This is a genomic window from Kitasatospora sp. NPDC088779 (genome assembly GCF_040685395.1).
Lineage (GTDB): Bacteria > Actinomycetota > Actinomycetes > Streptomycetales > Streptomycetaceae > Kitasatospora.
Window position 1 is genome coordinate 232,297 of record NZ_JBFBHW010000008.1, and the last position, 11,929, is coordinate 244,225.

Consider the following 11,929-nt stretch of genomic DNA (forward strand, 5'->3'; position numbering starts at 1 on the left):
ACCGACGGTGTTTCGACGAGCTCTGTCGCCCGCGCGCTGCGCGCTGACCGCCCCGTTCCCAGTCGCTGCGGTCGGCGCCCCTCCCCAGTCCCGGATTCCGCAGCCGACGCCCGTGCGCGTCCTCGACGGATCCTCGCCGCAGCACCCGTGCCCACCGGGCCGGCCCGCCACCAGCAAGGGGACCGTATCGCCATGCCGTACCTCAGACGCCCTGCCTCCGCCCCCGGGGGTGCGCGATGGCCGCAGTGAGCAAGATCGCCGTTCCGGCCGGCCCGCGCGGCCGCCGGCTTCCCGCCCGACGCGGTGCCTGCGGCGGCGCCACCCTGGTGGACGCCCCCGCCGCGGGCGCGCCGCCGGTGCACGCCGCACCACCGGCGCAGGCCGAGATCGACAACCCGCTCGATCTGATCGCCGGTCACCAGCTGCTGGCGGAGACGGTGACGCCGCCACCCCCGGCGGGGCCGACCGCCACCGGTTGCGGGTGCGGCCATCCGATGTGCGTGGAGGAGGACCGCGACCGCACGGCCGATGCCCGGGTGTTCCTGGTCGAGCGGCACTCGGTGGCCAGCGCCGGGCTGCGCAGCGTGCTGACGACCGTGCCCGGACTGGCCGTGGTCGGGTCCACCGGCGACCCGCTGCGCGCGGTGGCCGCCGTGCGCCGGGTCGCCCCCGACGTCATCCTGCTCGGCCGCGGCGCGAGCCTGGAGGCCGACCTCGCCGTCGTGGTGGCGCTGCGCGGCCCGGACGCGGCGCCCGACGCCCGGGTGCTGCTGCTGCGCCGGGCCGAGTCGACCGCGGAGGCGAGCCGGATGCTGCTGGCCGGGGCCAGCGGCTGCTTCCCGCTCGACCTGGCCGAGGACCGGATCATCAGCGCCGTCCAACTCGCCGCGGCGGGCGGGTCGGTGTTCCTGCCCGCGCCGCCGCCGGCCCGGACCCACGCGGCGGTGCCCCCGCAGCACGTCGGCGAACTGCCGCCGCAGCACGCCGGGCTGACGGAGCGTGAGCGCGAAGTGCTGGTCCAGCTCGGGCTCGGGCTGAGCAACGCCGAGATCGGGCGTGAACTCGCCCTGGCCGAGGCCACCGTGAAGAAGCACCTCACCCAGGCCATGCGCAAGATCGGGCAGCCCGACCGGCTGCGCGCCGCGCTCTACGCCCACCGGCACGGCCTCGCCGGGTAGTTCGTCTCAGTACATCTTCGTCGCCACCCTCCGGAGGGCGGGCCCCGCAGCACGCGGGGCCCGCCCTCCGTCGTGTTCCGGCCGCCTCCCGCAGGTGACCTTCGGAGCATGTGCGAGGCGACGATCGGCGCCCTGAGCGGCGCCGTTCGGGGCTACCGGGGCGCCTGGCCGGCTCCGTAGCGTGGCGGGAAACGACCACCACACGAGACGGTCCGAAGGATCGTCCAGCCGAAGGGAGATGGCCCGATGGGGGGTGTGTCCGACAGGACCGGGGGCCCGACCGGTTCCGCCGGTGCGGCGGGTGCCGACGCCGGCCCGCGCACGGCGGTGCTGGCCGCCGCGAGTCACCGGAGCCCCGGCGCGGAGCAGCCGAGGTCCCCGTACCGCGCGATGTCGGACGCCGAGCGGTCCGCGCTCTGGCGCCAGCGGCTGCACGAGGCCGAGGCGGGCCTGACGCGGTACCTGGTGTCGCGTGGGAACGGGCTGCACCTGACCGACTGGTTCGTGCTGCAGTCCGAGCTCTTCGCCGACCTCCCCGCGCCGGACGCCCCGGCCCCGGAGTGGCAGCGGGTGTTCTTCCGCGACCAGGCGCTGATGGAACGTTTCCTCGTGCGCCGCTACGGCGAGGAGGGGCTGGGGGACTGGGCCCGGTCCAATGCCGAGGTGCACCGCGAGGTCGAACCCGACCACGGCCGGGGCGCCGCCGACCCGATCCACCGGATCGCCCGGCAGGCCGAACTGTACGGCTCGGAGTACGAGTTCGACGACGAGGAGCCGCCCGGCGCCGAGCACGCGGCGCTCACCATCACGCACTGCGCGATCTGGGACTACCGCGAGAAGGCCCGCCGCTCGGGCGTCCAGCTGACCCTCGCCTCGCCCTGCACCTACTGCACCGAGGCGCTGTCCGCCAACATCCGCGCCAAGGGCTACCGGCCCGCGCACCGCCTGACCAACGGCCCGACCGGCCACGGCTGCCGCTGGGAGTCGAGCGCCGCGGCCGGGCCCGCCGCCAACGACGAACCGGGGGAGTCCTGAGATGTGCGGTGTCACCGGCTGGATCGACTGGGACACCGACCTGCGCCACCAGGCGCGGACGGTCCGGGAGATGACCGCCACCCTGGCCTGCCGCGGCCCGGACGCGGACGGCGTCTGGCTCTCCCGGCACGCCGCGTTCGGCCACCGCCGGCTGTCCGTGATCGACCTGGACGGCGGGGTCCAGCCGCTCGCCGACCGCCCGGGGCCCGACGCCGGCGCCGTGCTCTGCTACAACGGGGAGCTCTACAACCACCGCGAGCTGCGCGCGCAACTGGAGGCCTTCGGGCACGTCTTCCGGACCCGCTCGGACACCGAGGTGGTCCTGCGGGCCCACCTCCAGTGGGGCAAGGACGCGCCGACCAGGTTCAACGGCATCTTCGCCTACGCCCTGTGGGACGCCGCGCGCGAGGAACTGCTGCTGGTCCGCGACCACCTCGGCATCAAGCCGCTGTACTGGCACGCCCACGCCACCGGGGTGCTGTTCGGCTCCGAGCCCAAGGCGGTGCTCGCGAACCCGCTGTTCCGCGCCGAACTGGACGCCGAGGGCATCGCCGAGCTGTTCGCGCTGCCCGCCGCGCCGAGCGCCGGCCACGGGCTGTTCCGCGGGCTGCACGAAGTCCGGCCCGGCCACCTGGTGGTCGTCGGCCGCGGCGCCACCCGCGAACTCCGCTACTGGCGGCTGGAGTCGGCCGAGCACCGGGACGACGCCGCGACCACCCGCGGCACCGTCCGGGACCTGCTCGCCGACGCCGTCGAACGGCAGCTGATCAGCGACGTGCCGCTGTGCACCCTGCTCTCCGGCGGCGTCGACTCCAGCGCCGTCACCGCGCTGGCCGCGGCCGCCCGCGAGCGGGCCGGCCACGGGAAGATCGCCAGCTTCTCGGTGGACTTCCCCGGCAGCACCGACCGCACCCCGGACGCCTGGCGGACCACCCTCGACGCCCCGTACGTGCAGGCCGCCGCCGAGCACATCGGCACCCTGCACACCACCGTCCTGGTGCCCGACGACGACCTGCTGGACGCCCGCGACGCCGTCCTGCGCGCCCGGGACCGGCCCGGCTGGGGCGAGATGGACGCCTCGCTGCACCTGCTCTTCCGCGAGGTGCGGCGGCGCTCCACGGTCGCGCTCTCCGGCGAGGCCGCGGACGAGATCTTCGGCGGCTACCCGTACTTCCACGACGCGCAGGCCGTCGCCGCGCCCACCTTCCCGTGGCTGCACGGCAAGGCCACGCCGGCGGACCTGCTGCGCCCGGACGTCCGGGCCGAGGTGCGACCCGAGGAGTACACCGCCGCCGCCTACCACCGCTCGCTCGGCGAGGTGTCGCGCCTGCCCGGCGAGTCGGCCGCCGACGCGCGGATCCGCGAGGTCTTCCACCTCGCGCTCACCCGCTGGCTCCCCCCGCTGCTGGACCGGGTGGACCGGGTGTCGATGTCGGTCGGCCTGGAGGTGCGGGTGCCGTTCTGCGACCACCGCCTGGTGGAGTACCTCTGGAACGTCCCGTGGGCGCTCAAGGCGCCGGACGGGCGGGCCAAGGGCCTGTTCCGCGACGCCGTCCGGGACCTCCTCCCGCCGCAGGTCACCGACCGGCCCAAGAGCGGCTACCCGTCCACCCCGGCCGTCCGCTACACCGAGGTGCTCACCGCCCGGGCGCACGAGCTGCTGGCCGACCCGAACGCGCCGGTCTTCGAGCTGGTGGACCGCGAGCCGGTCCGCCGGCTGCTCGCCGAGGGCCGCCCGCTGCCCAGCCCGCGCACCGCGCCGAACCCGGTCGGCGGCCTCGACCACCTGGTCCAGGTCGACGAGTGGCTGCGCGCCTACCGGGTGGGGCTGCGATGAGCGGCCCCGCGGCGGCCGTGACCACGGCGAAGGCCACCGAGGAGGCCTTCCGGGCCGCCTCCCGCGGCTGGACCACCGGGGTCGCGGTGGTCACCACCCGCGCGGACGAGGAGGTCTTCGCCAAGACGGTCTCCTCCTTCAGCACCCTCTCCCTCGACCCGCTGCTGGTCACCGTCGCGGTCAGCCGCCACAGCCCGCTCGTGGCCGCGGCCCGCGCCGCCGGACGGTTCGGCCTCTCGGTCCTGACGGACGGCCAGTCGGCGGTGGCCCGGCGCTTCGCCACACCCGGGGCCGGGCGCGCGCTCGGCGGCTTCACCGCGGTGCCGATGCGGACGGCGGTCACCGGTGCCCCGCTCGTCGACGACGCCCTGGCCTGGTTCGACTGCCGGTTGCACGGCACCCTGCCCGGCGGCGACCACACCATCCTGGTCGGCCGGGTCGCCGCCGCGGACCGCGGCGACGGCGACCCGCTGCTCTACCACGACGGCCGGTACCGCGTGATCGACCCGAAACCCTTGAACCCTTGACATCAAACGGAGTTGGCGCATGACACTGCTGGGCACCATCACCGGCCGCGGCGCACCCGCCACCGCCCGCGGCCTGCTGACCGGCGACCGGTACCGGGCCGAACTGGACGACGGCCGCGAGCTCTACCTCGACGGCAAGCGCATCGCGAACCCCGCCGAGCACCCCGCGTTCCGCCCGGCCGTGGACGAACTGGCCCGCCTGATCGACCTCCAGCACGACCCGGCCCACCGCGACCTGCTCACCTGGGAGGACCCGGACAGCGGCCTGCGGCTCGCCCGCGCCTACCAGCCCCCGCGCACCCTGGAGGACCTGCGGCTCCAGCGCCGCAGCGCCGAGCTGTGGCACGCCGAGGCACTGGGGCAGCAGGGCCGCTCACCCGCCTTCATGGCCTCGATCGCCGTCGGCGTCTACGACTTCCGGCACCAGCTGGCCGGGGCCGACCCGCGCTTCGGCGCCAACGCCGAGGCGTGGTACCGGCACTGCGCGAGCAACGACCTGGTCCTCTCGCACGCCCTCGGCGACCCGCAGATCGACCGCTCCGCCAACCCGCTCGACGACCCGGACCTCGCCCTGCGCGTCGTGGAGGAGAACGACCGGGGCATCGTGGTGCGCGGCGCCAAGCAGCTCACCACGCTCGCCCCGATCGCCCACGAGGTGCTGGTCTACCTCTCGGCGTCGTTCACCGAGGGCCGGGGCGAGCAGTTCGTGACCTGGTTCGCCCTGCCGCTCAACACCCCCGGCCTGATCACCCTCGCCCGCGAGCCGCTCGGCAGCGCCTCCTGGGGGCACGCCCACCCGCTCGGCGCGCGGTTCGACGAGCAGGACGCGATGCTCTTCTTCGACGACGTCCTGGTGCCCTGGGACCGCGTCTTCCTGCTGCGCGACGCGAACCTGGCGCGCACCGGCCTCGGCCGGATCAACGCCTGGAGCGCCTACGTCGGCCACATCCGCTACCGCGAGCGGCTGCGGACCCTGCTGGCCAGTGCCACCCTGGTCGCCGAGTCGATCGGCGTGGACGGCTTCCGCAACATCCAGGAGGACCTGGGCCGCCTCGCCGGGTACGCCGAACTGACCGAGTACTTCCTCGACGCCGCCGAGGCGCGCGGCGGCCTCACCGACGGCGGCCTGTTCGCCCCCGGCGACACGGCGGCCTCCCGGGTCTGGTCGGCCGAGGTGGCCGGCAGCGCGGTCGAGATCGTCCGCAGGATCGGCGCCTCCGGGCTGCTCATCCAGCCCACCGCCGGGGACCTCGCCAACCCCCGGCTGCGCCCGCACCTGGACCGCTACATGCGCGGCCGGGACATCGACGCCGAACGCAAGGCCCGGCTCTTCCGGATCGCCTGGGAGCTGACCGGCGACGGCTTCGGCCAGCGCCAGGACCTCTACGAGTACGTGCACCGGGGCGACCTGGCCCGCAACCGGATCAACCTCTTCAAGCGCTACGACCAGAGCGCCGCCCGCGAACGGCTGCTGCACCTGGTCGACCAGGGCGTCGCGGAGCAGCCCGCCGCCGCACAGCCGTCCGCCGCACAGCCGCCGACCGAGCAGCCGTCCACCGAACAGCCGTCCACCGTGGAGGAGAACCAGCCGTGAGCACGTCCGCCGTCGAGATCCAGGCCCGTACCCTCGCGGGGTACGCCGACGCCAGCCGGCTGCGCCAGGTCCAGGACCGGGACTGGGTGCTCGACCAGGTCACCGGAGCCCCCGAGTCCCTGATCGACCTCGGCAGCGGGATCGGCCAGCTGCTCCAGGAGGCCCTGGAGCGCTTCCCCTCCCTGCGGCGCGCCGTCGGCCTGGAACGCTCCGAGCACCGCATCGCCGAAGCCGCCGCCCGGCTCCAGCCCTACGGCGAGCGGGTCGCCCTGCACCGGGCCGACCTCACCGTGCCCGAGCCGCTGCCGTTCCGGGCCGACGTGATCACCCAGACCTCGGTGCTGCACTGGCTGTACCCGGACGAGGAACGGATCTTCGCCTGGGCCGCCGCCCACCTCGCCCCCGGCGGTCGCTTCCTGCTCACCACCTACCACCCGGCCCGGGACGAGCGCGGCCTCGGCGGTGAGGACGAGCTGGTCCGCGAGGCCCTGGTCGCCCTCGGCACCTCGTACGACGAGGTGCCCGGCGTCCTGGAGCGCGCCGGGGTGCTGCCGATCGCGACCCGGACCAGGACCGTCGACGAGCTCGCGGCGGTGGTGGGCCCGCACCTCGCGGTGGCCGGCCACCTGGAGCGCGACGCCGTGGTCACCGTCGACGGCGCCGCCCAGTACGAGCACTTCCACGCCGCCACCTTCGGCGACTACTACAGCCGTGCGGTGCCGGCGCAGCAGCGGCCCGCCTTCTTCCGCGCGGTCGGCGAGAGCGCCTGGCGCCGGCAGCAGGAGCGCGGCCACGTCAGCCACATGCCCGTCCGGCTGTGGCAGCTGACGTCTCGTTAACAACATGTGTAGCCCGCCGCTCACCCCTGGGGTGGGCGGCGGGCTGCGTCTACGCTGGTGGCAGCCCACACCCCCCGCATTCGACGGCACCGACCAGGGCCGAGGAGCCAACCGTGTCAACTCCCCCCGCAGGCAGGGAACTCGGCGCCTTCCTGCGCGCCCATCGTGAGCTCCTCAAGCCCTCCGACGTCGGCCTCACCGCCACCACCCGGCGCCGCACCCCCGGTCTGCGCCGGGAGGAGGTCGCCTCCCTCTCCGGCGTCGGCCTGGCCTGGTACACCTGGGTCGAGCAGGGGCGGGTCACCGCCTCCCGGCAGGTGCTGGAGGCGATCGCCCGGGTGCTGCGGCTGGACGCGGCCGGGCTGCGGCACGCCATGCGCCTGGCCGGCTACCACGAGCCGACGGCGGCCGCCGCCTCGGAGGACGGCGCCGACCGGCTCGCCGAGGCCATCCGGCCGGTCCTGGACTCCTGGCCCACCAGCCCGGCCGTCCTGCTCGACCGGCACTTCGACCTGCTCGGCTGGAACGCAGCCTGGGTCGCGCTCTGGGGCTCGCCCGAGTTCGTCCCCGCGGACCGGCGCAACCTGATGTGGGTGATGGCCGCCGACCACCGGGTGCGGGCCGTGTTCCGCGACTGGGAGCCGCTCGCGATGAACGTCTTCCAGCAGTTCCGGGCGCAGGCCGGTCCCGCCCTGGCCGACCCCCGCACCGGCGAGGTCTACCGGCACCTGGACGAGGACGCGCCCGAGTTCCGGCACTGGTGGGGCTGCCACTCGGTGGCGGAGCTGACCGTCCGCACCGTCACCGTCGAGCCGGCCGGGCTCGGCCCGGTCCGGCTGACGCTGTCGTCCTTCCACCCGGTGGACGACCCGACCGCGACGGTGCTGCTGTTCACCCCGCACGGCGCCGCCGACCGGGCGCGGATGACCGAACTGGTCGATCATCCGTTGCGCGCGGTCGGCGGCGTGGAGGGGGAGCGCCGGGTCGGCTGAGCCGCCGGTCGCCGGTCCCCCGGGGCGGCCCGGCCGTTCCGGCGGGGCCTCAGGTGCCCGATGCGGTGGACCGGCGCAGGCCGAGGCTGACCGCCAGCGCGCCCAGGGCGGCCACCAGCGCGAGCCCGGTGCCGATCAGCAGGGTGCCGTCCGCGACGTTGCCGAACGTGCCGATCGCCCAGGCGCCGAGGCCGGTGCCCGCGTACATGGTCGAGGTCAGCCACGCGCTGGAGGTCGCCCGCAGCTCCGGGGCGATGGTGCCGGCCAGCGTCTGCTGGTCCGTCACGAAGCCTCCGGAGGCCAGGAACCACACCACCACGCCGGCCAGGGCGAGGACCAGGCCGGGCCCCTTGGCCGCCAGCGCGACGCCCGCCGCCAGCAGCACGCCCCACAGCGGCAGCAGCGGCAGGTCGGAGCGCCCGGCGGTCCTGGCCCGGTCCCCGAGCCGGCCGCCCAGCAGCGAGCCGACCAGGCTGCCCGCACCGACCAGCACGCCCACCAGGCCCAGGGCCTGCACCGACAGGTCGAAGCGCTGCACCAGCACCGCGCCGAGGAAGGTGTAGGCGCCCAGGTTGGCCGTGTTGAACACCGTGTTGACCAGCAGGGCGCGGCGCAGCGTCGGGTCGGCCCAGCCCGCCAGGATCGCCCGGACCGCCCCCACCTGCGGCGCGTCCGCCTGCGCCGAACGGCGCTGGACCTGGCTCAGCAGCAGCGGCACGGCCGCCGCGGTGCCGATGGTCAGCGCCCAGAACGCCGACCGCCAGCCGGCCAGCCCGGCGAGGAAGCCGCCGAGCGGCACGCCGATCACCTGGCCGCAGGAGAACAGCGCCATGCCCAGGCCGAGGGCCCGGCCGCGCACCGCCTCCGGCGCGGTCTCGGCGATGTGCGCCCAGATCGCCGGCCCGGCCGCCGCCGCCGCCAGCCCGGCCACCGCGCGGGAGACGACCAGCAGCGTCAGCCCGGTGGAGAGGGCGGCCGCCGCGTTGGACACGACGAACAGCACGGTGCCCGCCACCAGGGTGCGGCGGCGGCCGAACCGGTCGCTCAGCAGCCCGAGGAAGGGCGCCGCGACGGCGTACACCAGCACGTAGGCGGTGACGCTGGAGGCGGCGGCCGCCTCGGTGGTGTGCACCGAGTCCGCGATGGTCGGCAGCAGCGGCGACACCAGGAAGGTCTCCGTGCCGAACAGGAACAGCAGGAGGAACACTCCCGCGTAGCGCCACCGTTCGAAGGCCTGGGCCGGCGCCAGGGGCGGGACGTCCTCGGCCTGTTCGGGTCGGGGAGGGTCGGAGATGCTGCTCACAGCGATCACCACCTTGTCGTGCGAGGGAGCGGCCGGGCCTTCGGACGGCAGGCGCGAGCGGCCGCGACGGGAGGGCAGGAGTCCGATGCGGCCATCCTGCGGACGGCCCTCGCGGCCAGCCAGACAGGCGGTCATCCTGTGACCCCAGGTCACAGGCTGCCGCCCTGGTCCGGCCGGTGCCACGGCCTGTCGGTGGCCTGTCGGCGGTCCGGCGGTCGCTCGTCGGTCGTGTCAGCGTCCTGTGAGCGACCTGTCGGCCGCCGTGGCGAGACTGGCGGCACGACATCGACTCACGGGAGGTCCACTATGTCGAGCACCATGTCGAACAGCACCCGACCGCACCACTCGCGCACGACCTCGGTCCTGATCTCCGGGGCGGGGATCGCCGGCACCGCCCTCGCCTACTGGCTGGAGCGCTACGGCTTCCACGTCACGGTCGTCGAGCGCGCCCCGGAACTCCGGGGCGGCGGACAGGCGGTGGACGTGCGGGGCAACGCGCTGGAGATCATCGAGCGGATGGGCCTCCTGGAGGAGGTCCGGGCCCGCAGGACCGGACTGCGCGGCATGTCCCTGGTCGACGCGGACGGCCGCGAGCTCAAGCGCACCACCGAGTGGACGGCCACCGGGGGCGCCGTGGACGGCCCGGACGTGGAGATCCTGCGCGACGAACTGGCCGCCCTGCTGGCGGGGGCGGCCCGGCCCGGCGTCCGGTACCGGTTCGGCGAGTCGATCGACACCCTCGTGCAGCACGAGGAGGGCGTCCAGGTCCGCTTCACCAGCGGCGACGAGCAGTCCTTCGACCTTGTCGTGGGCGCCGACGGCCTGCACTCGAACACCCGCCGCCTGGTCTTCGGCCCCGAGGCCGACTACCTGCACCCGACCAGCATCTACATCGCCGGCTGGAGCGCCCCCAACCACCTCGGCCTCGACCACTGGGAGGTCATCCACCAGCCCAACGGCCAGGCCGCCTGGGGCTGCATGGCGATGACCGTCCGGGACAACAGCGAGCTGCGCGTCTTCGCCGTCTTCACGTCCGACGAGCCGGTCGGGGACCTGCTGCCGCGCGACCTCGCGGAGCAGCGGCGGCTGGTGGCCGAGCGCTGCGCCGGGATGCGCTGGGAGGTGCCGCAGTTCCTCAAGTCCCTGGGGGAGGGGGACGCCTTCCACTACGACGTGGTCGCGCAGATCCGGATGGACCGCTGGTCGCAGGGCCGGGTCGCCCTGCTCGGCGACGCCGGGTACTGCTGCTCCCCGGCCACCGGCCAGGGCACCAGCGTGGCCCTGACCGCCGCCTATGTGCTGGCCGGGGAACTGCACGCGGCCGACGGCGACCACGAGGCCGCCTACCAGGCCTACGAGCAGCGGCTGCGCGGCCATGTGGCGGCCAATCAGGCCATCCTCGACCACACCAAGGGCCGGTTCGAGACCACGGAGGTCGACTCCGAGGGGGTCGAGGGCTTCGACCGGCCCGGCCCCGAGCTGGGCGAGGCCTTCCGCGCGGCCACGGTCTTCGACCTGGCCGAGTACTGACCGACCCCGCCGCCCCCGCCGACCCCGCCGCCCCGCAGGTCGGCCACGGGTGGTCGCGATCACCAGGCAAGTGAGGTTAGGCTAACCAAACTTGATGGACGGTCGAGGGTGAGGGCGGTGCCGGGGATGCACAGTCAGGGTGAGCCGGGGCGGGCGCGGACACGGGACGGCCGGGAGCTGTTCTACATGCGGCGGCCGGGGCCCGGCGGCGAGGGCGTGCCGACGGTCGTGCTGGAGGGCGGGCTCGCCTCCAGCCGCTCGTACTGGGCGCCGGTGCAGCTCCGGCTGGACGGGGTCGCGGCGACGGTGGCGTACGACCGAAGCGGGCTCGGCCGCAGCGTGCCGGATCCGGCGCCGCGCCCGCTGCGCCGCCTCGCCGAGGACCTCGACGACCTGCTCGACCACCTCGGCGGCCTCGGCCACGGGCCGTTCGTCCTGGTCGGGCACAGCTGGGGCGGGCCGATCGTCCGGCTCGCCGCGGCGGCCCGCCCCGAGCGGATCGCGGGCCTGGTGCTGGCCGACCCGACGGACGAGTCCTGCGACCTGGTGTTCGCGCCCTCGGTGCGCCGCCAGGAGCGGATCGGGCAGGCCGTCAGCATGCTGCTGGCCCGCACCGGCCTGCTGGCCCGGGCCTTCCGCCCGATGCTCGACGCCCTGCCGGCGGACGCCGCGGCCGAGATGCGCGAGGAGGGCTTCACCGTCTCCACCATCCGTACGCGGGGAGCTGAACTCGGCTCCGTCGTCGCGGACTTGACCGCCATGAAGGAGAATCCGCCGGCCCTGGGCGGCCTCCCGCTCACGGTGGTCTCGGCCGTGCGGACCTCGGCCGGCATGGGCCCGAAGATCCGGGAGGCCGTGAACGCCTCGCACGCCCACCGCGTCGGCCGGGCCGAGGTCGGCCGCCACGTACTGGCGGCCGACGCCGACCACATGGTGCCGACCAGCGACCCCGACGCCCTGGCGCGAGAGATCCGCCGGATCGTCGAAGGTATTTCAGCTGTCTAGGCCCGGACTTCGCACATGGGGTTTTAGGTCTCCAGCCAGCGGGGTCGGGTTTCGTCTATGCCGAGGAGTTCGAGTAGGTGTGCTTGGAC

The 11,929-nt window shown here is 75.0% G+C and carries 10 protein-coding genes; 9 read left to right on the top strand and 1 reads right to left on the bottom strand.

All coding sequences use genetic code 11. The features are described 5' to 3' along the window. Positions 1 to 236 precede the first annotated feature (236 nt). From AB0P03_RS10435 to AB0P03_RS10465, 7 genes are all read left to right on the top strand, one after another. Positions 237 to 1,178, top strand: coding sequence for a response regulator transcription factor (locus AB0P03_RS10435; protein WP_363628411.1), 942 nt, complete (start codon positions 237 to 239; stop codon positions 1,176 to 1,178). 255 nt (positions 1,179 to 1,433) lie between these two features. Continuing rightward, entirely contained in the window at positions 1,434 to 2,213 is a 780-nt protein-coding gene (locus AB0P03_RS10440) for a hypothetical protein (protein WP_363589405.1), read from the top strand. 1 nt (position 2,214) lies between these two features. Beyond that, positions 2,215 to 4,050 (top strand): asparagine synthase (glutamine-hydrolyzing), encoded by a 1,836-nt coding sequence (asnB, locus tag AB0P03_RS10445; protein WP_363628413.1) that lies wholly within the window; start codon positions 2,215 to 2,217, stop codon positions 4,048 to 4,050. After that, positions 4,047 to 4,577, top strand: coding sequence for a flavin reductase family protein (locus AB0P03_RS10450; RefSeq protein ID WP_079135392.1), 531 nt, complete (start codon positions 4,047 to 4,049; stop codon positions 4,575 to 4,577). Before asnB ends, AB0P03_RS10450 begins: the two co-directional genes overlap by 4 nt. Positions 4,578 to 4,596: 19 nt before the next feature. After that, positions 4,597 to 6,171 (top strand): 4-hydroxyphenylacetate 3-hydroxylase N-terminal domain-containing protein, encoded by a 1,575-nt coding sequence (locus AB0P03_RS10455; RefSeq protein WP_363589401.1) that lies wholly within the window; start codon positions 4,597 to 4,599, stop codon positions 6,169 to 6,171. Continuing rightward, positions 6,168 to 7,010: a class I SAM-dependent methyltransferase gene (locus AB0P03_RS10460; RefSeq protein WP_363628414.1), complete on the top strand. Its 843-nt coding sequence runs from the start codon at positions 6,168 to 6,170 to the stop codon at positions 7,008 to 7,010. Before AB0P03_RS10455 ends, AB0P03_RS10460 begins: the two co-directional genes overlap by 4 nt. Positions 7,011 to 7,123: 113 nt before the next feature. Beyond that, positions 7,124 to 8,002: a helix-turn-helix domain-containing protein gene (locus AB0P03_RS10465; protein ID WP_244293271.1), complete on the top strand. Its 879-nt coding sequence runs from the start codon at positions 7,124 to 7,126 to the stop codon at positions 8,000 to 8,002. Between the two features lie 49 nt (positions 8,003 to 8,051). Here AB0P03_RS10465 and AB0P03_RS10470 read toward each other — a convergent pair whose 3' ends face one another. After that, positions 8,052 to 9,305: an MFS transporter gene (locus tag AB0P03_RS10470; RefSeq protein ID WP_363628416.1), complete on the bottom strand. Its 1,254-nt coding sequence runs from the start codon at positions 9,303 to 9,305 to the stop codon at positions 8,052 to 8,054. 318 nt (positions 9,306 to 9,623) lie between these two features. Between AB0P03_RS10470 and AB0P03_RS10475 the strand changes: the two genes are divergently transcribed. After that, a complete protein-coding gene (locus AB0P03_RS10475) occupies positions 9,624 to 10,835 on the top strand; it encodes an FAD-dependent monooxygenase (RefSeq protein WP_363589395.1) in 1,212 nt (403 codons plus the stop codon). Positions 10,836 to 10,961: 126 nt separating this feature from the next. Further along, positions 10,962 to 11,840, top strand: coding sequence for an alpha/beta hydrolase (locus AB0P03_RS10480; protein WP_363628418.1), 879 nt, complete (start codon positions 10,962 to 10,964; stop codon positions 11,838 to 11,840). Positions 11,841 to 11,929: the final 89 nt, after the last annotated feature.